Here is a 24416-nt window from a genome sequence, read left to right as displayed (position 1 = left end):
CTCGCCAGCTTCACGCCTATGTTGCGTCTACCACAATCCCGTTCGCATTGCGCAACAAGGGGCTCACAAAGTGAACCAGAACTCACCCGGCCACTGGAACATCTCACGACGCCAGCTGCTCCGCTACTCCGGAGTCAGCGCGGCCGCCATCGGAGGCAGCAGCTTCCTCGTGGCGTGCGGCGGGGACGACGGCGGAGGCGGCGGTGGCGGTGGCGGTGGCCCGCAGAGCTCGGGCGGACGGCTGGTCCACGGCGCCACCGGCGGCGGCGCCAAGGACACCCTCGACCCGCACCAGCCGGTGACCGCGGCCGACATCGCCCGGTGCCTCAACCTCTACGAGCCGCTGCTGATCTGGGACAACAACTACGAGCTCCAGCCGGCCCTGGCCGAGTCCGTCGAGCCGTCGAAGGACGCCATCACCTGGACGGTCAAGATGCGCTCCGGCGCCACCTTCCACAACGGCGCCCCGGTCACGGCCGAGGATGCCTGGCTCAGCATCCGCCGCGTCGCGGACCCCAAGGCGCCGCTGTCCGCCGGTGGCCAGCTGTCGCAGATCATCGACTTCCAGTCCTCGAAGGTCGTCGACGACGCGACGCTGCAGATCGTGCTGAAGACCCCCTACGCGATCCTCGACTCGCTCCTGGCCGAGTACACCCTCGGCATCATCCCCGGCGGGGAGTTCGACCCGAGCAAGCCGGTCGGCACGGCCGCGTTCGCCTACCAGTCGTTCGAGGCGGGCAAGACCAGCACCTTCACCCGCTTCGACGACTACTGGGGCGAGTCGGCGTTCCTCGACGAGCTGGTCATCCAGGACTTCGCCGACGACAACGCCAAGGTCAACGCCCTGCAGGCCGGTCAGATCCAGACCCTCGACAACCTGCCCTACAACCTGGTCGACACCATCAAGGGCGCCGGCGCCGGCGTGCTCACCGCCGAGGGCGGGCAGTGGGTCCCGTTCACGATGCGCGTGGACCAGGCACCGTTCAACGACGTCAAGGTCCGCCAGGCCATGCGCCTGATCGTCGACCGCCAGGCGATGATCGACCAGACGCTCAGCGGCTACGGCTCGCTCGGCAACGACATGTACGCCCCGCTCGACGTGGCCTACGCCAAGGACCTCCCCCAGCGCGAGCAGGACCTCGACCAGGCCAAGTCGCTGCTGGCCTCGGCCGGTGTCTCCGACCTCCAGGTCGAGCTGTTCACCGGTGACGACATCGGCTCGGTGGCTGTTCCCGCGGCGAACCTGTTCGCCGAGCAGGCCAAGGCGGCCGGCGTCGACGTGAAGGTCACCAAGAAGACGCCGTTCTACGACGACGACTACCTGTCCTACACGTTCGCCCAGGACTTCTGGAACACGCGCAACTACATCCCCCAGGCCGTCGTGGGCACGTTCCCGCCCGACCAGGGCGGCACCTACAACGAGACGCACTGGGACAACGCCGACCACCGCGACCTGGTCAACGCCGCGGCCAAGGAGGTCGACGAGACCAAGCGCGCCTCGCTGCTCCACGACGCGCAGGAGATCGAGTACAACGAGGGCGGCTACATCATCTGGGGCTTCCGCCAGCAGGTGGACGCCTACGGCTCGACCGTGCAGGGCCTCGAGCCGAGCAAGTACCTCCCGCTCGGCAACTACGGGTTCCGCAAGGTCTCCCTCTGACATGACACAGGAAGCGACTCTCCCTGATCCGCTCGCGGAGGTCGCACCTCCTCGGGGACGCTCCGGCGGGGCGGCGTGGGGCATCTGGCTCGCGCGCCGCCTCGGCCTGGCCGTGCTGACGCTGTGGCTCGTCTCGATCGTGGTCTTCCTGGCCACCGCCGCGCTCGGCGACCCGGTCCGCGCGATCCTCGGCCGCGACTACGGCACGAACGTCGCCCGTCGCGAGCAGCTCGAGGCCCAGCTCGGCATCGGCGACTCGATCATCACCCGCTACTTCGACTGGCTCGGCGGCCTCCTCACCGGCGACTTCGGCACCTCGCTGGCCAACCAGCAGCCGGTCTGGGGCCAGATCTCCAGCAGCGTCGTCAACTCGCTGGTGCTCGTGCTGCTCTCGGCCCTGGCCATGGTGCCGCTCGCCTTCGGCATCGCGATGATCTCCTCGCACTACCGACGCAAGCGCCCCGACACCGTCATCCAGACGATCCTGCTGGCCCTGGCCGGTGTGCCGGAGTTCGTGACCGGCATCCTGCTGGTGTCCGTCTTCTCCACGACGGTCTTCAAGATCTTCCCCGCGGTCACGCTCGTGGCGCCGGGCGGCGCCCCGTGGGACGAGCCCAAGAGCATGGTGCTGCCGGTCCTCACACTGGTCATCGCGGTCACGCCGTACGTCTCCCGCATCGTCCGGGCCACGCTGCTGGAGGTGCTCGACAGCGACTACGTCGAGCTGGCCCGGCTCAAGGGCATCCCCGAGCCGGTGGTGATGCGCAAGCACGCCCTGCTCAACGCGATCGTGCCCGGCATCCAGGTGGTCTCGCTCCAGCTGGCCTGGCTGGCCGGTGGCGTGGTCCTGGTCGAGACGCTGTTCCAGTACCCCGGCGTGGGCCGCCAGCTCGTCGACTCGGTCCGCAACCACGACGTGGCGATGGTGCAGGCGCTCAGCATGATCATCGCCGGCGTCTACATCGTGGTGAACCTCGTCGCCGACGTCCTGTCCATCCTGCTGACGCCCCGAGCGAGGACGGCGATCTCGTCATGAGTGCCACGACTCCCCCCGACACCACCGCAGCCGGGCCCGCGACGGCTCCCCCTCCCTCGTCGTTCTTCCGCCGCGCGCTGCGGCAGAAGCGGTTCGTGTTCGGCCTCGCCGGCACCGTCCTGGTGGTGCTGTTCGCGATCCTCGCGCCCTTCTTCGCCCCCTACGGCGAGAAGCAGACCGCCGGCCCGCCCTACTCCAAGGACGGCGTGTTCGGCACCGACTACATCGGCCAGGACGTGCTGAGCCGGGTGATGCACGGTGGCCAGGAGGTGCTGACCATCTCGGTGCTGGCCACGGTGCTCGGCATGGTGCTCGGCATCCTCATCGGCGTCGTCGCGGCCTACGCCGGCGGCTGGTGGGACGAGATCATCATGCGGCTCAACGACGTGCTGCTGGCGTTCCCCCAGATCCTGCTCTCCCTGGTCGTGCTCACCGCCCTGCAGAACCCGTCGGCCTGGGTGATCATCGTGCTCGTCGCCGCCGGGCACGCACCCCGCGTGGCACGGGTCGCGCGCGGCGTCGCGCTCGGCATCGTCTCCCGTGACTTCGTCGTCGCGGCCGAGGCGCTGGGCGAGAAGCGCTCGCGGGTGATCGTGGCCGAGGTGCTGCCCAACATGACCGGCCCGCTGCTGGCCGAGGCGGGCCTGCGGCTCACCTACTCGATCGGCATCGTCGCCGCCCTCGGCTTCCTCGGCTTCGCCGCCGACCCGGGTGCGGCCAACTGGGGCCAGATGATGAACGAGAACCGGCTCGGCCTCCAGACCCAGCCGTGGGCGGTCCTGGCGCCGGTCATGGTCATCGCGATCTTCACCATCGCGACCAACCTGATGGCAGACGGCCTGGCCCAGGCCAGCCAGCGAGGGGACGACTGATGACCAGCGCGACCGACAGCGACCAGGCCGACCACCAGGTGCGCACGACCGGCGGCCTGGTCATCGAGGACCTCGGAGTCAGCCTCACCGGCAAGGACGTCGACGTCGTCGACGACATCGACCTGGTGCTCAAGCCGGGTGAGGTCGTCGGTCTGGTCGGCGAGTCCGGCTCCGGCAAGACCACGGTCGGCACCTCGCTCCTCAACTACTCCCGAGCCGGGGCCCACATCTCGTCCGGCAAGGTGCTGCTCGAGGACCGCGACGTGCTCCAGCTGCCGTGGAAGGAGGTCCGCAAGCTGCGCGGCGAGGAGATCGCCTACGTCCCGCAGGACCCGGCCTCCGCGCTCAACCCGAGCATCCGGATCGGCAAGCAGCTCGTCGAGCTCCAGCAGCTGCGCGGCATCGGCACGTCCGAGTCGCGCCTCGCCGCGGCTCGCGCCGGCCTGGAGGAGGTGGGCCTGCCCAGCGACGACGAGTTCCTCAGGCGCTACGCCCACCAGCTCTCCGGAGGTCAGGTGCAGCGCGTCGCGCTGGCCATGGCGTTCCTGCCGAAGCCCAAGGTGCTGGTCCTCGACGAGCCGACCACCGGGCTCGACGTCACCACCCAGAAGATGGTGCTCGACACCATGGCGGCCCTGTGCCGCACCTACGGCGTCAGCGCTCTCTACGTCACCCACGACCTCGCCGTCGTGGCCAACATCGCCGACCGCGTCGCGGTGATGTACGCCGGCCAGATCGCCGAGCTGGGCCCGCGCGACACCATCTTCGCCAACCCCTCGCACCCCTACACCCGGGCGCTGCTCGACTCGATCCCCCACCTGAGCCAGGCCCGCGCCCTCAAGGGCATCCCGGGTCGTACGCCCTCGCCCGGGCGACGTCCGGGCGGGTGCCGGTTCAACGACCGCTGCTCCTTCGCCGTCGACCGGTGCCGTGACGAGGTGCCGGCGCTGCGCGAGATCGCGCCGGAGCACGAGGTCCGCTGCCACCGGGTCGGCGAGATCGGCACGTGGGACATCAACATCGGGACCGTGCCCGACGCCGATCCCGACAAGCCGCGCGACGTGATCCTCTCGGTCGACGGCCTCAACGTCTTCTACGGCCGCAAGCAGGTCGTCCACGACGTCACCTTCGACCTGGCCAAGGGCGAGGTGGTGGCGCTGGTCGGCGAGTCCGGCAGCGGCAAGACCACGATCTCGCGCTCGGTCGGCGGGCTGCACAAGGACTGGACCGGCACGCTGACCTTCGAGGGCCGACCGCTCGCGACGAGCGCTCGCAAGCGCACCTCCGACGACCGCCGCCGGATGCAGTACATCTTCCAGAACCCCTACCTCTCGCTGAACCCGCGCCTGACCATCGAGCAGATCATCAAGCGTCCGATGGAGCTGTTCGGCCTGGCGAAGGGCAAGGAGGCCACCGAGCGGGTGGTGGAGCTGATGGGCCAGGTCGCCCTCGGCTCGCAGATGCTGCACTACCAGGCCAGCCGGCTCTCCGGCGGCGAGCGGCAGCGCGTCGCCATCGCCCGGGCGCTGGCCGCCGAGCCCGACGTGATGATCTGCGACGAGATCACCTCGGCGCTCGACGTCTCGGTGCAGGGCTCGATCGTCGAGCTGCTCGAGGGCCTGCGCCTCGAGCGCGGCATCAGCATGCTCTTCGTGACCCACAACCTCGCCCTGGTCCGCTCGATCGCCGCGCGCGTGGAGATCCTCCAGGCGGGCAAGGTGGTCGAGGAGGGCTCAGTCGTGCGGGTCATGGACACGCCCCAGCAGGACTACACCAAGACGCTGCTCGGCAACAGCCCGAGGATCGACTAGACACCCATGCCGACCGCCTCACCCGCGGGGTCGGCCGAGGGCTCCCGGCTCTCGAGCCTGCGGTTCACCGACCCCCAGCACGAGCCGGGGTGGCGCCACGTCGTGGTGCCGGCCCCCAGTGGTCGTGAGCTGCCCGCAGCCCCGCGCCCGCTGTCCGTCGAGGTGGCGGGCGCCGGGCGGATGCACTCGCTCGAGGAGTGGCAGGCGGCCACGTCGACCACCTCGCTGCTCGTGCTCGAGCAGGACCGGATCGTGCACGAGTCCTACGCCGACGGGCTGGGCCGCGACACGCTGTTCCTCGGCGCCTCGATGACGAAGTCGGTGCTGGCGCACCTGGTCGGACGGGCGGTCACCGACGGCGTGCTGCACCTCGACGACCCGGTGACCAGCCACGTGCCGGAGCTGGGCGGCTCCGGCTACGACGGTCCCACGGTCCAGGACGTGCTGACCATGACCAGCGGCGTCGACTGGGTCGAGGACCACCGCGATCCCGCGGGCCCGGCGTCGCGCCTCCTCGCGGCCTTCGGCGACGGCGGGGACTCACGTGCGCTGCTGCGGACCATCGGTCCCGACGTCGCGCCCGGGCGTCGATGGGTCTACAACACCGCCGACTCGCAGGTGCTCGACTGGGTGCGTGAGCGCGCCACCGGACGCTCGTACGCCGACGACGCGGCGCTGCTGTGGCACGACCTCGGCTGCACCCACGACGCGGTCGTCGCCGTGGACGGTCACGGCGCAGCGCTCGCCGGCGGTGGACTGGCCGCGACCTCGCGCGACTGGGCGAGGATCGCGCTGCTCGCCGTCGACGGCACCACCCACGACGGCACCCGCGTGCTGGACGTCGGCTGGGTCGACGCCGCCGCGCGAGCGGCGTACGCCTTCACCGCGACCGGTCGCCTGCCCAGCTCGATCACCACCCACGCCGGCTTCGGTCTGCACTGGTGGCCGCTCGACGATGACGGCGCCCGGGTCACCGCCGACGGCAGCCGCGGCCAGTTCGCCGCCGCCGACCGCTCCACCGGTGCGGTGGTGGTGAAGACCTCGCTGTGGCCCTACGACGACGCCCTCGCCGACCGCCAGGCCCGCGACCTCAGCTACCTCGGCATCCACACCCTCCTCGACCAGCTGACACCCCAGTGAAACCCCACCAGAAGGAGCAATTCTCGTGAACCGCAACGTGATGATCACCTGTGCCCTGACCGGAGCCGGCGACACCGTCGGGCGCTCCGAGCACGTGCCGGTGACCCCGGAGCAGATCGCGGAGTCCGGGATCGCCGCGGCTCGCGCCGGCGCCACGATCATCCACATCCACGTCCGCGACCCCGAGACCGGCGTCGGCTCGCGGGACGTGGCCCTCTACCGCGAGGTCGTCGAACGCATCCGCGCCTCCGACGTCGACGTCATCATCAACACCACGGCCGGGATGGGCGGCGACCTGGTGCTCGACCCGACGGACCCGACCACGTTCGTCGAGGGCACGGACCTGGTGCGCGGGGTGGACCGGCTCCCCCACGTCGAGGAGCTGCTCCCCGACATCTGCACCCTCGACTGCGGCAGCCTCAACTTCGGCGAGGGCAGCCTGGTCTACGTCAGCACCCCCGACATGCTCCGCGAGGGTGCGAAGCGGATCCAGGAGCTCGGCGTGCGCGTCGAGATGGAGATCTTCGACACCGGCCACCTGTGGTTCGCCAACACCCTGGTCGAGGAGGGTCTGATCGACGCCCCCGCGATGTACCAGCTCTGCATGGGCATCCCCTACGGCGCCCCGGCCGACCCGGCCACGCTCGCCGCGATGGTCGCGCGGATCCCGGAGGGCGCGGTGTGGGCGTCGTTCGCGCTCGGTCCGATGCAGATGCCGTGGGTGGCCCAGTCGGTCCTGCTCGGTGGCCACGTCCGTGTCGGTCTCGAGGACAACCTCTACCTGTCCAAGGGCGTCAAGGCGACCAACGCGCAGCTGGTCGAACGGGCGCGGGCCATCGTGGAGAACATGGGCGCGAAGGTCGCCACGCCGGACGAGGGACGCGAGATCCTCCAGCTGAAGGCGCGGTCCTGACATGGCCACCTCGTCTCGGCCCGCACCTGCCGACGTACGCACCGTGGTCTGCGTCGGCGCCGGCGTCATCGGCGGCGGCTGGGTGGCCTACTTCCTGGCCCGTGGCTACGACGTCGTCGCGTGGGATCCCGCGCCCGACGGCGAGGAGCGGCTGCGCCACCTCGTCCGCGCGGCGTGGCCCGCGCTGACCGAGCTCGGCCTGGCCGAGGGGGCGAGCCTGGACAACCTCACCTTCGAGCCCGACCTCGCCGTGGCGTGCGCGCAGGCCGACTTCGTCCAGGAGAGCGCTCCCGAGGACCTCGAGCTCAAGCGGACGCTGCTCGCCGACATCGACGCCGCGACCCCCGAGGGGGTGGTGATCTCCTCGTCCACCTCGGGCTACGGGATGAGCGACATGCAGGGCAAGTGCGCCCACCCCGACCGCACCGTGGTCGGCCACCCGTTCAACCCGCCCTACCTCATCCCGCTCGTCGAGGTGGTCGGCGGCACGAGCACCTCGGACGAGGTCGTGGCGTGGACCTCGGAGTTCTTCAAGCTGGCCGGCAAGTCGGTGATCACGATGGACCACGAGGTGCCCGGGTTCATCGCCAACCGGCTCCAGGAGGCCCTGTGGCGCGAGGCCCTGCACATGGTCGCGGCCGGGGAGGCCACCGTCGAGCAGATCGACCTGTCCATCACCGACGGCCCCGGTCTGCGCTGGCCGGTCTTCGGGCCGATGCTCACCTTCCACCTCGCGGGCGGGCAGGGCGGCATGGCGCACATGCTCGACCACTTCGGCCCCTCGCTGCTCTCCCCCTGGACCCGACTGGTCGCCGCCGACCTCACCCCCGAGCTCCGTGACGCCGTCGTCGACGGCTGCGAGCGGGAGGCCGACGGCAGGAGCATCGACGACCTCGTCGCCGAGCGCGACCGCGGCGTCGTCGCCGTGCTCCGCGCCCTCGGCAGGGCGTGAGTCGCCGATGAGCGAGCGCGACCCGCTGGTCTGGCGCGAGCCGGTCCAGGACGCCTGGATCGACTACAACGGCCACCTCTCCGAGCCCTACTACGTCCTCGTCTTCGGCCACGGGACCGACAACGTCATGGACGCGGTCGGGATCGGGCCCGACTACCGCGCGGAGCGCGACGCCTCGCTCTACACCGTCGAGGCGCACGTGCGCTACCTCGACGAGGTCTCCGCAGGCGCCGACCTCGAGGTGCGGTCCACGGTCATCGGCGCGAGCGGCAAGCTCCTGTGGATCTGGCACGAGCTGTGGGTCGAGGACCGGCTCCGCGCCACCGAGGAGGTCCTCGGCGTGCACGTCGTGGGCGGGAGCTCGGCGCCGTTCCCCGACGCCGTCGCCGAGCGCGCCCGGTCCCTCCTCGTCGCGCCACCGGAGGAGGCGAGCGGGCGGATCCGGCCGATCGGCGTCGCCAGCGGGTGATCCAGCTTCGGGCTGTGGACAACGGCCCACGTACGCCGTCGCGGTGGCAGCGTCGGCGGCATGCAGCCCGTGAGAGCCCAGCTCGACTGTCCTGACGTGTGGCGCGCACCGGTCTCCGCCGCCCTGACCGCCGCCGGTGTGGTCATCGACGCCGGGGCACCCGTGGGCATCGGGGTCTGCTCCGGTCGCCTCGTCTCGCCGACGGTGGACGACTGGAGCGTGTCCTCGCTCCCCCACCTGCTGGTCGCCGTCTGGCCCTGGGCCGTCGACGTCGGCCCGTGGGTGGCGCCGGGGGTCGGGCCGTGCGCCCGGTGCGTGGCGGCCTCCGTGCTCGACGAGGGCCAACCTGCCGTCTCGGATCGAGCGCCGCTGCCGCTGCTGGTGCAGGCGGCCGGTGCGGTCGCGCGCGACGTGGCCACGTGGGTGCGGGGCGAGTCGCCGCACACGTGGCTGACGTCGTGGCGCTTCGACCACGAGCCCCAGCCCCGCCTGCGGCGATGGCAGCGCCACCCCTACTGCGGGTGCGCGTGGTTCGAGACGGGCTGAGCCGGCGGGCTCACCACCACTCGCTGTCGAGCTTGCTCTCCATCGCGCGCAGGTGGGTGCGCGAGCAGGCGTCGCAGAAGACCTGCTTGCGACCGCGCTCGACGGCGGTGGTCCAGGTCAGGGTCTCGGGCTCCGGGGCCTGGGCGCCGCAGAAGTCGCACGTGACGAGCTCGCTCACGACCTCGAGGCTAGCCCTCGGGGTGCCAGCCCGAAATGGCCGACGAGCCGGCACGTCGTCACGGTGACGACGTACCGGCTCGTGGTGTGGTGCTCACCCGCGATCAGGGTGAGGGCTTCTGGGGACCTGCCCCAGAAGGTCAGAGCGCGCGGGCGAGAGCGAGACGCGCCTGTGCCGCGGCCTGCTCGGCCTTGCGGCTCATCCGACGGGCGAGCGCCAGCTGGTGGCCCCGTCGCAGGTGATGCGCCTCTCCCAGGCGCGCGGACATTTGCGCGCGTGCGAGTTCCTCATGCATGAGATTCATGTCGGTGCTTCCGTTTCGGTAGGTCTTCATGGGTGTTGTTTTCCTGTGTTTCCTCGAGGTGGAGTTGAGTTCGCGGTGACGCCTACGCGGCGGCCCCGCCCTTCCGGTCCTGCTCGGCCTGTGCGGCGACCTGCTCGGACTTGCGGGGCCGGCCTCGCGGCCGCTTGCGCGGGATCACCACGCCCTGGAGGAAGAGCTCGCCTCCCCAGACGCCCCACGGCTCACGCCGCTCGAGGGCTCCGTCGAGGCACAGCGCCTGCACGGGGCAGTCGATGCAGAGCGCCTTGGCGTGCTCCACGTCCGCGGGGGACTCGGCAAACCACAGCTCTGCGTCGAAGACGCGGCAGGGCAGCAACTCCTCATCCACTCCGGCGGCTGCGTCGTGCAGGGCTCCGAGGGGGGCCTGGGCCTCCATCGGGGACTTCACGTCGGCAGCTCGGTTGCGGTCGAGAACGCTGATGGTCATGTGTTCACCTCCTACTCGATGACCTGATCGCGGGTTTGATGACGCTGGACAAACAGAAAGGCCGCGGATCCCGGGGTTCGGGTTCCGCGGCCTGGAGGCTGCCGATGCTGGTGAGTGACCTAGCTCGACGGACTCCAGGCAGGTGAACCCGGGAAATCGCCCTTGATGCGCACGATGGCGGCGGCGTCGCCCTGGACAGCCAGCCGAACGGCACCGAGTGCGCGCACGTGAGCGCAGGGGCGACCGAGGGTGGACATGCCGAAGGACGGCGTCCAAGCCGTCATCGTCTTCGTGTAGTTCTCCATGCTGGCCACCTCCTTCGGGGCGTCGGGCGCGGATCGTTGTCAGCGATCTGAGTGCGCGTGCGGTTGTGAGAGGAACGTTAGACCGCGACTCGTGTCAGGGGCAAACGATTTTATGGGTATTACCGGAAATTTCTTTCGACCTTGCTCTCGAGGCTGGTCAGGACGCCTCGGCGGCGACCAGGGCGAGCACCTCGTCGCCGTACTTGGCGATCTTGCCCGGGCCGACGCCGCTGATCGCGCGCAGGCCCCTCTCGTCGGTGGGGACGTGCTCGGCGATGAGCTGGAGCGTCGCGTCGGTGAAGACCACGAACGCCGGCACGCTGTCGTCGGACGCCCGCGCCAGCCGCCACTCGCGCAGCTTCTCGAAGAGCGCCTCGTCGTAGGACGCCGGGCAGTCGGCGCACCGCCCGGTCTTCTTCTCGCGGGAGTTCGACAGGGGCTTGCCGCACTCGCGGCAGTGCATCGCGGCCCGGTTGCGCTTGCTCCGCTCCCTGTGGCTCGCCGAGACGCCGGGCGTGCCGTCGAGGAGGGTGGCCAGGAAGGGTGAGCTGCCGCGGTTGGGCCGGCCGCCGGGCTCGCGCGCGGTCGCCCACGACACGCTGAGCTCGTCGCGCGCGCGGGTCATCGCGACGTAGAGCAGGCGCCGCTCCTCCTCGACCTCGGTCGGCGTCTTGGCCTGCGAGATCGGCATCATCTTCTCGTGCATGCCGGCGACGAACACCGCGTCCCACTCGAGGCCCTTGGCGGAGTGGATGGTGGCCAGGGTGACGGCGTCGGCGACGGGGGCGTGCTGCTCGCTGGCCCGCCGGTCGAGGTCGTCGACGAAGTCGCCCACGCTCGCCTGGGGTCGTTCGCGACCGAAGTCGGCGGCCAGGTCGACGAGCGCCTGGAGGGACTCCCAGCGGTTGCGCACCTCTCCCCTGCCCTCGGGAGGCTCGGTGGTGTGTCCCATCTGCGACAGGACCGCCAGGACCGACTCGGCGACCGGCCCGGGCGCCTCACCCCCACGAGCCGCGCCGCGGACGAGGGTGATCGCCTGGCGCACCTCGGCACGGTCGAAGAAGCGTGCGGCGCCGCGGACGACGTAGGGCAGGCCGCGGGCGGCCAGCGCCTCCTCGAACCGCTCGGACTGGGCATTGATCCGCAGCAGCACCGCCATCCGGCTCGCGGGCGTGCCCTGCGCCCGGAGGGCGCCGATCCGCTCGGCGACCGCATCGGCCTCAGCCACCTCGTCGGCGGCCTCGCGGTAGGTGATGCGGGCACCGGCGGGGCGCTGGGCGACGAGGTCGACGCCCTTGCTCGAGGTGCCGGCCAGGAGCGTGTTGGCGGCGGCCACGACCTCGGGCGTGGAGCGGTAGTTGCGGACCAGCTCGACGCTGGTCGCGGCTGGGAACTTCTGGGTGAACTCACGGAGGTAGCGGGCATCGGCGCCGGCGAAGGAGTAGATCGTCTGGGCCGGGTCGCCCACCACGCAGAGCTCGTCGCGACCGCCGAGCCACAGGTCGAGCAGGGCGTGCTGGAGCGGCGAGACGTCTTGGAACTCGTCGACGACGAACCACTTGTACTGCCTGCGCACCTGTGCGGCGACGGCCTCGTTGTCGGCCAGCAGCCCCGCGCCGAAGAGCAGGACGTCCTCCATGTCCATGCGGCCCTGGCCGCGCTTGACCTCCTCGTAGGCGTCGAAGGCGCGGGCGACCACCTCGGGCTCGAGCCCGGAGACGGCCCGGCCGCGCCGCCGCGCGAGGTCGGCGTAGGTGTCGGGGCTGACGTTGGAGACCTTGGCCCACTCGATCTCGCTGGCGAGGTCACGCAGGGTCGCCTGGTCGACGCTCAGCCGCTGGCGGCGCGCGGCGAGGGCGATCATGCCGAGCTTGGAGTCGGTGAGCTCGGGCAGGTCGCGCTGGTGGACCCGCGGCCAGAAGAACCGCAGCTGGCGCAGCGCGGCGGAGTGGAACGTGCGCGCCTGGACGCCGGGGGCCCCCAGCGCCCGCAGTCGCTCGCGCATCTCGCCGGCCGCGCGGGTGGTGAAGGACAGCGCCAGCACCTCGGTCGGCGCGTAGACGCCCTCGGCGACGCCGTGGGCGATCCGGTGGGTGACCGCGCGGGTCTTGCCGGTGCCCGCGCCGGCCAGCACCCGGACCGGCCCGCGGAGCGCCTCGGCGACCTGGCGCTGCTCGGGGTCGAGCGCTTCGAGCAACGGAACAACTCCTGCGAGATCGTGGTTGAAGAGGGTGTCCACCACCCACTTCTTCAGCCTAGACGGCAGAGGGGACACTGGTTCCCATGACCTTCACGATGTTCAGCACCCCCTGGTGCGGCTACTGCCATCGCCTCAAGAGCCAGCTCGACCGCGAGGGCATCGAGTTCACGATGGTCGACATCGAGGCCGAGCCCGAGCACGTCTTCACCGTCGAGCAGGCCAACGGCGGCAACCAGACCGTCCCGACCCTGCTCTTCGCCGACGGCAGCACGCTCACCAATCCGTCCGTGGCACAGGTCAAGGAGAAGCTGGCTGCCCTCTCATGAGGCTGCCCGTGGACCCGCCGGCCACCGGGGTTAGCCTGACGTCGTGTCACTGCTGAACTCGATCGACCGTCCCCACGTCCTCACCGCGATCGAGACGTGGGACAAGGCGGGCGGCGCCAACTACATGCTGGTCCGCGGCGGCGTCTCGACGCACGTGCTCCTGCACGGGGGCCGCGAGTACGACGCCGCAGCGATCATGGGCATCGCCCACGGGCTGGCGACCGGTCGCACGCTGACGCCCGCCGACATCCCCGGAGGTGGCGCCGGCGCCAGCAAGGCACTGGTCCGGCTCGGCTTCCAGGTCCGTGACGACTCCCCGCCCAGCGAGCGGGTGCCGGGCACCCGCGCCCGCACGCCGCGTACGTCGTCGGGCTCGCGATCGCCGGCCCGCAACACCGGCACACCGCGTCCGACGCGCGTGGCTGCCACCGACCGGCCGGTCACCCTGTGCCCCCGCTGCTTCATCGCCGTTCCCGCGACCGGCATCTGCGACAACTGCGACTGAGCAGGCTCAGTCCCAGCCGGGACCGTCGAGCGGGCGACCGAACCACGTCTCGATGAGCGACGACGAGATCGAGATGCCGCGCGGGACGACGAGCTCGCCCGACCGGCCGGCCGCCTCGAACTCGGTCCGCGTCCACCAGCGGGCCTCGGCGATCTCGGCACCGTCGACGTCGATCTCGGTGCTGATGGCCTTGCCGGTGAAGCCGAGCATCAGGCTCGCGGGCAGCGGCCAGGGCTGGCTGCCGAAGTAGGACACCTCTCCCACCCGCACGCCGACCTCCTCGTCGACCTCACGTCGTACGGAGTCCTCCAGGGTCTCCCCCGGCTCGCAGAACCCGGCGAGCGTCGACCAGCGACCCTCCGGCCATGCTGCGTTGCGACCGAGCAGGATCGCCTCGTCGTCGCCCTCGCCGTGCGTGATCGCCATGATCACCGCCGGGTCGGTGCGCGGGAACTGTGCCCGGTCGCACTGGGTGCAGCGCAGCTCGTGCCCGGCAGAGCGGCTCACCAGCGTGCCGCCGCAGCGGGGACAGAACTTCGTCGCGTGGTGCCACTCGGCCAGCCCGACGGCGTGCATGAGGAGCGGCGCCTGGTCGGCCGCGTGGTCGGCCACGACGGTCAGCACCGAGCGGAGCGGCACCCACTCGTCCGGCTCGCCCGGCGCTTCCTCGGGCGCCACGATCACCGCGAGGTGCACGACACCGTCGGCGTCACCGAGCAGGACCACGGTGCCGTCCGGGGCCGCAGCAGGAGTGACCCACTCGACCGCGCCGTTCCGTGGCCGGAGCCGGTTGCCGGCGACCACCAGGACCCGGGTCGCCTCGTCCGCCATCCGCTCGTCGAGCCAGTCGGCGTCGGTGCGACGCAGGCCCAGGCGGTTGTGCGCGTGGTCGGACAGGGCGACGTGCGGGAGGGGACGTTCGGAGGTCACCAGGTCAGGCTAGTGGTGGCGTCACCGCTGCGGGCGGGCCCTAGGCTGGCGCGGTGAGCACGCACATCGGCGCCGAGTCCGGCGACATCGCCCCCACCGTCCTCCTGCCCGGCGACCCGCTGCGTGCGAAGTGGATCGCGGACAACTTCCTCGACGACGCGCGCTGCTACAGCGAGGTGCGCGGGATGTACGGCTTCACCGGCACGTGGCGCGGGCAACCCGTCTCCGTGCAGGGCTCGGGCATGGGGCAGCCCTCGATGGCGATCTACGTCCACGAGCTCTTCACCGACTACGACGTGCAGTCGATCGTGCGCGTCGGCTCGTGCGGCGCGGTCACCGAGGACGTGGGCGTGCGCGACATCATCATCGCCTCCGGCGCCTGCACCGACTCCTCGATGAACCGGATCACCTTCCACGGCCTCGACTACGCCCCGGTCGCCGACTTCGGGCTGCTCCGTGGCGCCGTCGAGGCAGCCGAGGCGCGCGAGGGCGGCTCGCCCTTCCACGTCGGCCTGATCTTCTCCAGCGACTCGTTCTACGCCTCCCGCCCCGAGCTGCTGGGCGAGATGGTGAAGTACGGCGTCCTCGCCGTCGAGATGGAGGCCAGCGGGCTCTACACCCTCGCCGCCAAGCACGGGCGGCGCGCGCTGACGATCTGCACGGTCTCCGACCACGTCGTGACCGGTGAGGAGACGACCTCGCAGGAGCGCGAGCAGACCTTCGGCGAGATGATCGAGATCGCGCTCACCGCCGCTCTCGCCTGACACCCTCGTCGTCGGGCGGTGAGTGGCGCAGGTTTTGTCCGCCCGGAAGATGTCTCACTCACCGCTGGTCCGCCGAGCGGTGAGTGACGCAGGTTTTGTCCGCCCGGAAGATGTCTCACTCACCGCTGTTCCGCCGAGCGGTGAGTGACGCAGGAAATCGGCGCTCGAAAGATGTCCCACTCACCGCTGGTCCGCCGAGCGGTGAGTGACGTGGGCGGTGGTTCACCCACCTTCCGTGCGCCTCAGATGTGGCCTGGGCACCGCTGCTGCGCGTGTAGGCGTACGACGCGCCGCGGGTGGTGGCCGACCCACACGCCTGCGCTCCCGCATGTGGGTGAACCACCGCCCACGCGCACGTCGCAATCAACATGTGGGCGCACCGCCGGGCGTCAGAGGTCGAGGAGCTGCTCGAGCTGGTCGCGGTCGGGGAGGTCGGCCGGCTCGACGGTGCGGCCCGAGCGGACGTAGTGGAACGCCGCCCGGACCCGGTCGAGGGGCGTGCCGGTGAGCTCGGACCAGGCAAGGCGGTAGAGGGCGAGCTGGAGGGGGTCGGCGAGCTCCTGGCGCCCCGTCTTCCAGTCGACGACGAGGAAGTCCGCCGCGGAGCCGGCGGGCTCGGCGTAGACGGCGTCGATGCGACCACGGACCACCTGTCCGGCGAGGACGAGCGCGAAGGGCGCCTCGACGGCGTGCGGCGCTCGGTCGCCGAAGGGGCCGTCCTCGAAGCGCTTGACCACCTCGCCCAGGTCCGCGTCGTCGTCGATGCCGGCGTCGGCGCGGCCCGGGAGCTCGTCGGGCTCGATCAGCGCCTGCTGGCCGAACCGCTCCTCGACCCACGCGTGGAACGCCGTCCCGAAGCGCGCTGCCGGGGCGGGCGGGCGCGGCATCGGCCGGGCGAGGTCGTGGGCGAACGCGTCCGGGTCGTCGCGCAGCCGGGCCACCGACGTCGCTGAGAGGCTGCTCGGCAGCGGGAGGTCGATCGTGGTGGCGCGCTCGGCGCGGGCCTCGGAGATCAGCTGGGCCAGGTCCTCGTCCCACTCCGCGACCCGGGCGGCCTCGACCATGTCGAGCCCCTCGTCGGGTGCCGTGCGGTCGACGGTGCGGACCAGCTCGGCGGCCGCCAGCCGGCGAGCGGCCTCCTCCCCCGGTCCGGGCACGGGCCACGGTCGCGAGGGGTCGACCTCGTCGTTGGGGTTGGGTGACTTCGGCGCCGGCTTCTCGATCCAGTGCTCGACCGGCTCGCCCCACTCCTCGAGCTGGTCGCGCACGACGGCCTGGTAGGTCGAGGGACCGAACGGCGTGGACCGCTGCCCCCAGACGTACGACGTCACGGCGAGGTGGTGGGCGGCGCGGGTGAAGGCGACGTAGCCGAGGCGCAGCTCCTCCTCGGCGTCGTGGGCCTTGGTCTCCGCGCGATAGGCGTCCAGCGCGGCCTTGTCGTGACCGAGGAGCTGCGGCTGGTCGGCGCGATCGCCGCGCAGCGGCGCCGGCAGCACGGCGGGTGAGGACGTCCACAGCGTGCGTGAGCGGTTGCTCGGGAAGCGGGTCTCCCCCACGCCGACGCAGAAGACCGACGACCACTCCAGACCCTTCGCGCGGTGGACGGTCAGCAGCTTCACCGAGTCGGCGGCCGTGGGGGTGGCCACGTCGAGCCCGTTGCCCTGGTCGTCCTCGGCCGTGAGGTAGGCGAGCAGCGCGGGCAGGGTCACGTCACCGTCGACGGACTGGAACTCCGCGACGGCCTTGACGAACAGGTCGAGGTTGTCGCGGCGCGCGGGCGCGGCCGGTGAGGTCGCCGAGGCGAGCTCGACGTCGACGCCGGTGGTGTCGATGATGCGGCGGACCACGTCGAGGAGCGGGTCGCCGACGTGTGCGCGGAGGCGACGCAGCTCGGCGGCCAGCAGCCCGAACCGGTCGAGCGCCTCCGGCGAGTACGCCGCCTCGCCCGGCGACTCGACCGCGTCGCTCAACGCAGGGAGCTCGGAGGCGTCGACGCCGTCGGCGATCTGCAGGAGCTGGTCAGCGACCGTCGCGACCTCCTTGCGGCCGCGGACCCCGGCGATCTCCGCGGCGCGCTGCGCGAGCAGTCGGAGGTCGCGTGGCCCGATCGCCCAGCGCGGTCCCGTGAGGAGGGTCAGCATCGAGGAGTTGGCGGTGACGTCGTGCAGGAGCGTCAGCGTGGCGACGACCTCGGCGACCTCGGGCAGCCGGATCAGACCGGACAGCCCGACGATCTCGACCGGGATGCCCGCGGAGGTGAGGGTGTCGTAGACCTCCTCGCCCTGGGCGTTGTCGCGGCTCAGGACGCCGATGTCGGACCAGCTGGTGCCGGCCTCGTGGACGCCTCGGACCTCCTCGGCGAGCCAGCCGAGCTCGTCGGTCGCGCGCTCGAAGACGTGCGTCTCGACCTGCCCGTCGCCGGCGACCTCGGCTGCCCGGAGGCGGGCCACCTTGTCGCCGTAGGCGGCGAGCAACGGCTCGGCGAGGCGGTTGGCGACGTCGAGGATGCGCCGGTCGGAGCGGCGGTTGACCGTGAGCGGGAGCCGGCCGGGCTCGCCGTCGGCGGCCGGGAAGGTGTCGGCGAAGTTGAGGATGTTGGACACCGACGCGCCACGCCAGCCGTAGATCGCCTGGTTGGGGTCGCCGACCGCCATCACCGGGTGTCCGAGGCCGTGGTCGTCGTCCGGGCCGGAGAACAGCCGCGCCAGCATCGTGGCCTGCGCGACGGACGTGTCCTGGTACTCGTCCAGGAGCACGACCTTGAAGCGTGCCCGCTCGAGCTCCCCCACCTCGGGCTGGTCGTCGACGAGCCGGGCGGCGAGAGCGATCTGGTCGCCGAAGTCCATCAGGCCCAGGTCGGCCTTGAGCCGACGGTAGCCCTGGACCAGCTGCAGCAGCTCGGCTCGTCGGTCGATGGCGTTGATCGCCTTGGCCGGCGGGTCGAGGTAGGTCTTGCGCGCCTTGCCGGCCTGTTCCTCCTCGAGCGCGCGGACGAACCCGCGGCGCGCCTCCTCGTCCACCCGGCGTACGTCGTCGGCGCCGACGAGGTGCTCGCTCATCGCGCCGTCGAGGGCGAGGAGGTTCTGGATGGCGGTGGCGGGGTGATCGGTCAGCAGCTCGATGTGGCCGGTGAAGCGCTCGATGACGCGAGAGCCGAGCTGGTAGCGCGAGGCGTCGGAGACCACCCGGGTGTCGGGCTCGTGGCCGATCCGGAGGCCGTGGTCGGTGAGCAGGTTGGCGGCATAGGCGTGGTAGGTCGCGACGGTGGGCTCGAGGACGTCCTCCCCCTCGGCGACCACCGAGCGGTCGAGCAGGCCGGCGGCCCCGAGAGCCGAGGTGACGCGGTGGCGCAGCTCGGCTGCCGCCTTGGTGGTGAAGGTCAGACCGAGCACCTCCTCCGGGCGCACCCGTCCGGTGGCGACCAGCCACACGACGCGCTGCGCCATGAGGGTGGTCTTGCCGCTGCCGGCGCCCGCCACGACGACCGTCGGTCGCAGCGGTGCGGTGATGGCGGCCCACTGCTCGTCGCTCGCGGCGTGCCGGGCACCCATCAGCGCCTGGAGGTCCGCAGGGGTCTCGAGCCGGACCGGCTGGAAGGACGGCTCGGGTCGGTCGGCGAGGGTCTCCTCGGTCACTGGACGGTCACGCTCCCTGCGCCCTTCGCCGGGCAGATGGCGACGAACGGGCAGTCGCGGCAGTGCGGACCGGCCGTGGCCGGGAAGTTCTCGGCACGCACCAGCTCGGCGGCGCGGGCCAGGCCGGCACGCAGCACGGTGCGCTCCGGACCGTCGGCGGAGTGGGCCGGCTGGGCCTGGATCTTGGCGCCGGCCGAGTCGTCGTCGATGCCGAGCTGCACGAGCTCGGCGCCGCCCGAGCCGACGGCACGGCCGGCCACCTCGTCGAGGGCGCCGGCGTCGACGGCGTACTGGTAGAGGGCGAGCTGGAGGTTGCCGGCGACCGAGGGGCCCGACGGCGCGGTGCGGGCGCTCTTGAAGTCGACGACCACGACGCGGCCGGCGTCGTCGATCTCGAGCCGGTCGGCGAAGCCGGTGAGCATCACCGGCCGGCCGTCGACGTCGACGACGCTCTGGAACCGCTGCTCGGCCCCGAGGACCTCGCGCGGGTTGTCGAGGTGCCAGCGGACGAAGCGGCCCACGGCCTTGCGGATCCGGGCGAGCTCGCGCTGGCGCGACCACGGCGTGCGGAAGGCGAGCCGGTCCCAGATCGCCTCGACCTCGGCCATCAGCGGGTCGACCTCGGCCGGCAGCTCACCGGTCGCCACGCGCTCCGCGAGCGCGTGCAGGACCTGGCCGAGGTTGGCGGACTGGTGGACCGCGGAGACGCCGCCCGCCTCGCGCTCGAAGAACCACTGCGCCGGACAGACGAGGATCGAGTCGAGCATGCTGGCCGAGATCGGCACCGGACGCTCGGGGTCGCGGATCGGCTCGACGGACCGGGTGGCGCTGCGGGTGCCCCACCACGTGGCGGGGTCAGCGCTGGGCACGAGCTGGCGACCGTCGACCTCCTCCGCTGCCAGCGCCGCGAGACGTCGGGCGGCAGCCTCGCGCAACGCCGGCGTGGACGACGGGTCGGCCGCGTGGCGTCGCAGCTCGGCGACCAGGCCGCCCAGCGACAGCGGCCGAGGAGGGCGACCGTCCTGGTGCTCGATCGTCACGCCGAGCTCCTCGAGGAACCGAGAGGGCTGGTCGCCGTCGTCGTCGGGGGACTCGACCGCGGTCACCACGAGGCGGCGCCGGGCGCGGGTGCAGGCGACGTAGAAGAGGCGGCGCTCCTCCATCAGCAGCGCGCGCGAGGTCACCGGCGGCACCAGGTCGGGAAGGCCGGAGGTGTCGACGCCGATCCGGTCGGCACCGAGCAGCGTGGTGCGGCGGCGCAGGTCGGGCCACCCCTCCTGCTGGACGTGGGCCACGACGACGAGGTCCCACTCGAGCCCCTTGGACCGGTGGGCGGTGAGCAGTCGGACCGACTGCCCTCGCACCCCGCGCTCGGCGAGGGTGTCGGCCGGCAGCTGCTGCTCGACGAGGCTGGCGAAGAACGCAGCGACGCCGACGTGGTCGCGCTGGTCGACCGCGCGGGCGGCGAGCTCGAAGAGCGCGACGATCGCGTCGAGGTCGCGGTGGGCCCGCCGGGCACCGGCTCCGCCGACATCGACCTGGCGGCGCAGGCGCTGCGGCCAGCCGGTGCTCGACCACAGGTGCCAGAGGACGTCCTCGACGCCGTCCTTGTCGGCGAGCATCCGGGCGCCGTCGTGCAGCAGGGTGGCCAGGGAGACGGCGCGCTCGACGTCCGGTCCTTCGAGGTCGTCGAGGAAGCCCTCCTCGACCACGGCGAGCCGGAGCAGCTCACGGGAGGTGCGACGGGCGTCGGGGTCGGACTGCTCCTTCTCGCGGCCGCGCAGGCGCCGCACCAGCGCACGCAGGTCGGAGGCGTCGAGGCCGCCGAGCGGCGAGAGCAGGAGCGACTCGATGCGCCCGGGATCGAGGTGGCCTGGCGAGTCGGGATCGTCGTTGTCGAGGTTGACCACCGCGCGCAGCGCGTCGAGCAGCGGCACCACGGCGGGGTCGTGCACCAGCGCGAGGTCGTCGGAGGCGACCTCGACGGGCACCCCCGCGGCGGCGAGTGCCCGGCGCAGCGGTGGGATGCTGGTGCGCCCCGACCTGACCAGCACCGCCATCCGGTCCCACTCGATGCCGTCCTCGAGGTGTGCGCGACGCAGCAGGTCGGCGAGGCGCTCGGCCTCGGCGCGCTCGGTGTCGTAGGTGACGACCTCGATCCGGCCCTCGCCCTGCGGGCCGGGCACGGCCTCGGGCGACAGGAAGGCCGCGCGCGCCTCGGCGTCGATGCTGCCGGTCAACGACAGCCGGCTGGCCACCCGACCGGCCCCGAGCAGGATCCGGGGACCGAACCGTCGGGTGCGCCGCAGCACCACGACCGGCGCCGGCGCCCCGGCGCCGGTGGGGAAGCTGGCCGGGAAGTCGAGGATGCCACGCACGTCGGCACCGCGGAAGCCGTAGATCGACTGGTGCGGGTCGCCGACCACCGTCAGGTCGCGGCCGTCGCCGGCGATCGCCCTGAGCAGCGCCACCTGGCCGGGGTCGGTGTCCTGGTACTCGTCGACGAAGACGTGGGAGTAGCGGGCCCGCAGCTCGTCGCGGTGCGTCTCGGCCTCGATGACCGCGCGGCGGATGAGGTCGGAGTAGTCGGTGGCGCCGAGGTTGTCGAGGACCGTCAGGTATTGCTCGAGGAAGAGCCCGGCCGCGACGAGCTCGGGCAGGTCGTGCTCGATGCCGAGGCTGCGCAGCCCGGCCGGGTCGAGACCCTTCTCCCTGGCCCGCGCGAGCACCGCCTGCACCTCACGGACGAACCCGCGGGTGCCGACCGCGCGACGCAGCGCGGCAGGCCACACGACCGACTCGGGGTTGTCGCGCAGCAGCTCGCGCAGCACGACGTCGGCCTCCGGCGCGGACAGCAACCGGATGGCACCTTCGTAGAGCTCGGCGGGTGCGTACTTCCGGACCAGCGCGTAGGCGAAGGAGTGGAACGTCGAGCACGCGGCGGCCGACGTCGTGCGGGCGACGCGCGCGGTGACGCGGTCACGCAGCTGCTCGGCGGCCTTGCGGGAGAAGGTGAGTGCGAGCACCGAGTCGGGCGAGGCACCACGGTGCTCGATGCGGTCGACGATCGCCTCGACCAGCGTGGTCGTCTTGCCGGTGCCGGGGCCGGCGAGCACGAGCAGCGGGCCGCCCTCGTGGTCGACGACGCGCTGCTGGTGCTCGTCGAGCTCGGGCACCACGACCTCGCGGTCCGGGCTGACGAGCCGGTAGCGCGTGGTCGGGGAGCTCATGGGCACACCCCATCACGAAGCACCGACACCGCGCGCCGTACGGCACGCGGTGTCGGTGGTGGAGCGGAGCCCAGGCGTCAGGAGACCTCGACGATGGCGGCGACGGGGCCACCGCCCTCGGGGCCCTGGTGGGCCGCGGAGACCGAGACGAAGACCGCCGGGTCGCCGGTGACGGCCGCGGTGACGCCGCCGACGGTGGCCTTGATCTGGCGGTGCCAGTGGACGTCGGAGTCGTCGAGCATCGCGTTGCGACGGCCGCGGACCATGCCGTCCTGGCTCGCCTCGCACTTGAGGAACACGTTGACGAGCTTGCCGTCGAGGTCGCTGGTGCGCGGGCGCTCGGGCAGGTCGAGGCCCGCGGTGCGGATGGCCTCCCAGATGCCGTCGGAGTCGAGGGCGTCCTTCATCACCGAGTGGCCGATGCGGTACTTGCCGCCGACGCCCTTGGCGTTGCCCACGACGACGATCTGAGCCTGGTCGAGCTCGACGCCCGAGGAGCACGAGGCGACCGCCGAGAAGAGGTCGCGGTTGTGCATCACGTCGGCGTCCGTGGGCATCTCGATCTCACCGAGGGCGACGGCGATGCCGAGGCCGGTGACACCGTTGGAGAGGTCCATCGACTCGTGGGTGTGCTCGGTCCACACGCTCTTGCCGCGCGCCTTGGCGTCGCGGATGGTGTGGATCGTCAGCAGCGGGGTCTTGGTCTGGACGTAGTGCACGTCGGCCGGGTCGGTGATCCCGGCGCGCTCCATGGCGACCTTCACGCCCGCGGCGACCTTCTCGATCATCGCGACGTAGCCGATCTCCTCGGGCAGGATCGGCTCGCTCATCGCGAAGCCGGCGGTCAGCCGCATCTCCTCGCGCGACGGGTCGTCTTCGGCCACGTCGGTGGTCGCGAAGATGGTGGCGTGGGGACTGATCACGCCGTCGGTGCCGCCCGACCACACGATCGGCACGCCCTTGACCTGCTCGGGGTCGGCGCCCTTGGCGATCAGGGCCTCGCGGAACGCGCGGTCGGCGATGATGCGGGTGTAGTCGTTGACGCCACCGTTGCCCTCGGTCTTGCCGATGATCGCGAAGACCCGGTCGGCGGCGATGACGCCCTCGTCGATGAGCTTGGTCAGCTCGGAGGCGTCGGCCACGGAGTGGATCGGGACCTTGCGTACTTCGATGGCGCTGGGCATTCGAGGGTTCCTTTCGGTGGAGTTACTCAGGTACGACGACGGTGCCGGCGTCACCGGCGACGGCGGCGGTGATCTGGTCGAGGCTGGTGATGACGCCGCGCGAGCCGGTCGCCTCGACGAAGCGGCAGATCGCGTCGACCTTGGGGCCCATCGAGCCGGACGCGAAGTGACCGTCGGCGGCGTGCCCGCGGAGCTCCGCGACGCTCACCGTGCCGAGCGGTCGCGCGTCGGGTGTGCCCCAGCCGATGACGGCGTTGGGCACGTCGGTCGCGATGACGAGCACGTCGGCCTCGGTGGTCTGGGCGAGCAGCGCGGCGCCGAGGTCCTTGTCGATGACGGCCTCCACTCCGCCGAGCGATCCGTCGGGACGGCGTACGACCGGGATGCCGCCACCGCCGTTGGCGACGACGACGAAGCCGGCCTCGATGAGCGCGAGCACCGCGGGTGCGTCGAGGATCTCCAGCGGCTCGGGTGAGGCGACGACGCGGCGCCAGCCCTTCTCGCCACGGTCCTCCCAGGTCTCGCCGTGGCTCATCAGCAGGCGCGCGTCCGCCTCGGGCAGGTGGCGACCGATGGGCTTGGTGGGCGTGGTGAAGCCCGCATCGTCGGCGTCGACCAGGGTGCGGGTCACCACCGCGGCGCTGCGGCGCTGCACGGACCGGGTGGCGAGCTCGTGGTCGAGGGCGTCCATGAGGACGAAGCCGAGGGTGGCCTGCGTCTGCGCGCCGCACCAGTCCAGCGGGACCGGGGGCACGACGGCCGCGGCCAGCTCGTTCTTCACCAGCAGGTTGCCGACCTGGGGACCGTTGCCGTGGGTGATGACGACCTCGTGGTCGTGCTCCAGCAGGCCTGCGACGGCGGCCATGGCGACACCGGCGGCCGCGATCTGGTCCTCCGGGCGCGCCCGTCCGTCGGCGTTGGTCATGGCGTTTCCGCCGAGCGCGAGCAGGACCCTCATGTCGCAACCGTAGTGATCACGGCCACCTCACC

General features: G+C 71.8%; 22 protein-coding genes. 12 read left to right on the top strand and 10 right to left on the bottom strand.

Translation table 11 applies throughout. The features are described from left to right. Positions 1–70 precede the first annotated feature (70 nt). Genes IEZ25_RS14695 through IEZ25_RS14655 form a run of 9 tightly spaced genes read left to right on the top strand, consistent with a single transcriptional unit; the run spans position 71 to position 9399 of the window. On the top strand, positions 71–1660 hold the full coding sequence (locus IEZ25_RS14695) for an ABC transporter substrate-binding protein (protein WP_318152251.1): 1590 nt from the start codon (positions 71–73) through the stop codon (positions 1658–1660). A 1-nt stretch (position 1661) separates the two neighbouring features. Next, positions 1662–2696: an ABC transporter permease gene (locus tag IEZ25_RS14690; protein WP_191200214.1), complete on the top strand. Its 1035-nt coding sequence runs from the start codon at positions 1662–1664 to the stop codon at positions 2694–2696. Continuing rightward, positions 2693–3568: an ABC transporter permease gene (locus tag IEZ25_RS14685; RefSeq protein ID WP_191200213.1), complete on the top strand. Its 876-nt coding sequence runs from the start codon at positions 2693–2695 to the stop codon at positions 3566–3568. Before IEZ25_RS14690 ends, IEZ25_RS14685 begins: the two co-directional genes overlap by 4 nt. Then, complete coding sequence (locus IEZ25_RS14680) at positions 3568–5379, top strand: ABC transporter ATP-binding protein (protein ID WP_191200212.1); 1812 nt, start codon at positions 3568–3570, stop codon at positions 5377–5379. Before IEZ25_RS14685 ends, IEZ25_RS14680 begins: the two co-directional genes overlap by 1 nt. Before the next feature lie 6 nt (positions 5380–5385). After that, positions 5386–6519 carry a serine hydrolase domain-containing protein gene (locus IEZ25_RS14675; RefSeq protein ID WP_191200211.1) on the top strand — a complete coding sequence of 378 codons (1134 nt, stop codon included), beginning with the start codon at positions 5386–5388 and terminating at the stop codon, positions 6517–6519. 25 nt (positions 6520–6544) lie between these two features. After that, a complete protein-coding gene (locus IEZ25_RS14670) occupies positions 6545–7432 on the top strand; it encodes a BKACE family enzyme (RefSeq protein WP_191200210.1) in 888 nt (295 codons plus the stop codon). A gap of 1 nt (position 7433) precedes the next feature. After that, positions 7434–8384 (top strand): 3-hydroxyacyl-CoA dehydrogenase NAD-binding domain-containing protein, encoded by a 951-nt coding sequence (locus IEZ25_RS14665; protein ID WP_191200209.1) that lies wholly within the window; start codon positions 7434–7436, stop codon positions 8382–8384. 7 nt (positions 8385–8391) lie between these two features. After that, positions 8392–8853 carry a thioesterase family protein gene (locus IEZ25_RS14660; protein ID WP_191200208.1) on the top strand — a complete coding sequence of 154 codons (462 nt, stop codon included), beginning with the start codon at positions 8392–8394 and terminating at the stop codon, positions 8851–8853. Positions 8854–8913: 60 nt separating this feature from the next. Then, positions 8914–9399, top strand: coding sequence for a hypothetical protein (locus IEZ25_RS14655; protein ID WP_191200207.1), 486 nt, complete (start codon positions 8914–8916; stop codon positions 9397–9399). Between the two features lie 10 nt (positions 9400–9409). Here the strand turns inward: IEZ25_RS14655 and IEZ25_RS14650 are convergent, their stop codons facing one another. From IEZ25_RS14650 to IEZ25_RS14630, 5 genes are all read right to left on the bottom strand, one after another. After that, positions 9410–9577 (bottom strand): hypothetical protein, encoded by a 168-nt coding sequence (locus tag IEZ25_RS14650; protein WP_191200206.1) that lies wholly within the window; start codon positions 9575–9577, stop codon positions 9410–9412. Between the two features lie 139 nt (positions 9578–9716). Then, positions 9717–9911: a hypothetical protein gene (locus IEZ25_RS14645; RefSeq protein WP_191200205.1), complete on the bottom strand. Its 195-nt coding sequence runs from the start codon at positions 9909–9911 to the stop codon at positions 9717–9719. Positions 9912–9963: 52 nt separating this feature from the next. Beyond that, positions 9964–10347, bottom strand: a complete 384-nt coding sequence (locus IEZ25_RS14640) for a WhiB family transcriptional regulator (RefSeq protein WP_425572744.1) — start codon at positions 10345–10347, stop codon at positions 9964–9966. Between the two features lie 119 nt (positions 10348–10466). Then, positions 10467–10652, bottom strand: coding sequence for a hypothetical protein (locus IEZ25_RS14635; protein WP_191200204.1), 186 nt, complete (start codon positions 10650–10652; stop codon positions 10467–10469). A 157-nt stretch (positions 10653–10809) separates the two neighbouring features. Continuing rightward, positions 10810–12891, bottom strand: coding sequence for an ATP-dependent DNA helicase UvrD2 (locus IEZ25_RS14630; protein ID WP_191200203.1), 2082 nt, complete (start codon positions 12889–12891; stop codon positions 10810–10812). A gap of 44 nt (positions 12892–12935) precedes the next feature. On the opposite strand from IEZ25_RS14630, the gene IEZ25_RS14625 reads away from it, so the two are divergent. Together IEZ25_RS14625 and IEZ25_RS14620 are read left to right on the top strand one after the other, a co-directional pair. Beyond that, positions 12936–13178 (top strand): mycoredoxin, encoded by a 243-nt coding sequence (locus tag IEZ25_RS14625; RefSeq protein WP_191200202.1) that lies wholly within the window; start codon positions 12936–12938, stop codon positions 13176–13178. Positions 13179–13221: 43 nt separating this feature from the next. Next, a complete protein-coding gene (locus IEZ25_RS14620) occupies positions 13222–13683 on the top strand; it encodes a hypothetical protein (RefSeq protein WP_191200201.1) in 462 nt (153 codons plus the stop codon). Positions 13684–13689: 6 nt separating this feature from the next. On the opposite strand, the gene nudC is transcribed toward IEZ25_RS14620, so the two are convergent. Next, positions 13690–14613 (bottom strand): NAD(+) diphosphatase, encoded by a 924-nt coding sequence (gene nudC, locus IEZ25_RS14615; RefSeq protein ID WP_318152250.1) that lies wholly within the window; start codon positions 14611–14613, stop codon positions 13690–13692. 53 nt (positions 14614–14666) lie between these two features. Here nudC and deoD point away from each other — a divergent pair, with 53 nt between their 5' ends. Continuing rightward, positions 14667–15377: a purine-nucleoside phosphorylase gene (gene deoD, locus IEZ25_RS14610; RefSeq protein ID WP_191200200.1), complete on the top strand. Its 711-nt coding sequence runs from the start codon at positions 14667–14669 to the stop codon at positions 15375–15377. A gap of 389 nt (positions 15378–15766) precedes the next feature. Here deoD and IEZ25_RS14605 read toward each other — a convergent pair whose 3' ends face one another. The 4 genes from IEZ25_RS14605 to IEZ25_RS14590 all read right to left on the bottom strand — a co-directional run bounded on the left by IEZ25_RS14605 (position 15767) and on the right by IEZ25_RS14590 (position 24384). Further along, on the bottom strand, positions 15767–19012 hold the full coding sequence (locus IEZ25_RS14605; protein WP_318152249.1) for an ATP-dependent DNA helicase: 3246 nt from the start codon (positions 19010–19012) through the stop codon (positions 15767–15769). After that, on the bottom strand, positions 19009–22242 hold the full coding sequence (locus IEZ25_RS14600) for an ATP-dependent helicase (RefSeq protein ID WP_191200199.1): 3234 nt from the start codon (positions 22240–22242) through the stop codon (positions 19009–19011). The genes IEZ25_RS14605 and IEZ25_RS14600 overlap by 4 nt, the downstream gene beginning before the upstream one ends. Before the next feature lie 77 nt (positions 22243–22319). Continuing rightward, the gene (locus tag IEZ25_RS14595) at positions 22320–23426 is read right to left on the bottom strand and encodes a barbiturase (protein ID WP_191200198.1); all 1107 of its coding nucleotides are present in this window, start codon (positions 23424–23426) and stop codon (positions 22320–22322) included. Positions 23427–23448: 22 nt separating this feature from the next. Next, complete coding sequence (locus IEZ25_RS14590; RefSeq protein WP_191200197.1) at positions 23449–24384, bottom strand: carbamate kinase; 936 nt, start codon at positions 24382–24384, stop codon at positions 23449–23451. Positions 24385–24416: the final 32 nt, after the last annotated feature.

The organism is Nocardioides hwasunensis (assembly GCF_014779665.1).
In the GTDB taxonomy this organism is placed as follows: Bacteria; Actinomycetota; Actinomycetes; order Propionibacteriales; family Nocardioidaceae; genus Nocardioides; species Nocardioides hwasunensis.
This window is presented reverse-complemented; position numbering and strand designations above follow the sequence as displayed.

Coding starts and splice junctions, on each gene's coding strand:
- IEZ25_RS14690 (WP_191200214.1), top strand. CDS start 1,662: ATGACACAGGAAGCGACTCTCCCTGATCCGCTCGCGGAGGTCGCACCT.
- IEZ25_RS14685 (WP_191200213.1), top strand. CDS start 2,693: ATGAGTGCCACGACTCCCCCCGACACCACCGCAGCCGGGCCCGCGACG.
- IEZ25_RS14680 (WP_191200212.1), top strand. CDS start 3,568: ATGACCAGCGCGACCGACAGCGACCAGGCCGACCACCAGGTGCGCACG.
- IEZ25_RS14675 (WP_191200211.1), top strand. CDS start 5,386: ATGCCGACCGCCTCACCCGCGGGGTCGGCCGAGGGCTCCCGGCTCTCG.
- IEZ25_RS14665 (WP_191200209.1), top strand. CDS start 7,434: ATGGCCACCTCGTCTCGGCCCGCACCTGCCGACGTACGCACCGTGGTC.
- IEZ25_RS14660 (WP_191200208.1), top strand. CDS start 8,392: ATGAGCGAGCGCGACCCGCTGGTCTGGCGCGAGCCGGTCCAGGACGCC.
- IEZ25_RS14655 (WP_191200207.1), top strand. CDS start 8,914: ATGCAGCCCGTGAGAGCCCAGCTCGACTGTCCTGACGTGTGGCGCGCA.
- IEZ25_RS14645 (WP_191200205.1), bottom strand. CDS start 9,911: ATGAAGACCTACCGAAACGGAAGCACCGACATGAATCTCATGCATGAG.
- IEZ25_RS14640 (WP_425572744.1), bottom strand. CDS start 10,347: ATGACCATCAGCGTTCTCGACCGCAACCGAGCTGCCGACGTGAAGTCC.
- IEZ25_RS14635 (WP_191200204.1), bottom strand. CDS start 10,652: ATGGAGAACTACACGAAGACGATGACGGCTTGGACGCCGTCCTTCGGC.
- IEZ25_RS14625 (WP_191200202.1), top strand. CDS start 12,936: ATGACCTTCACGATGTTCAGCACCCCCTGGTGCGGCTACTGCCATCGC.
- IEZ25_RS14600 (WP_191200199.1), bottom strand. CDS start 22,242: ATGAGCTCCCCGACCACGCGCTACCGGCTCGTCAGCCCGGACCGCGAG.
- IEZ25_RS14595 (WP_191200198.1), bottom strand. CDS start 23,426: ATGCCCAGCGCCATCGAAGTACGCAAGGTCCCGATCCACTCCGTGGCC.
- IEZ25_RS14590 (WP_191200197.1), bottom strand. CDS start 24,384: ATGAGGGTCCTGCTCGCGCTCGGCGGAAACGCCATGACCAACGCCGAC.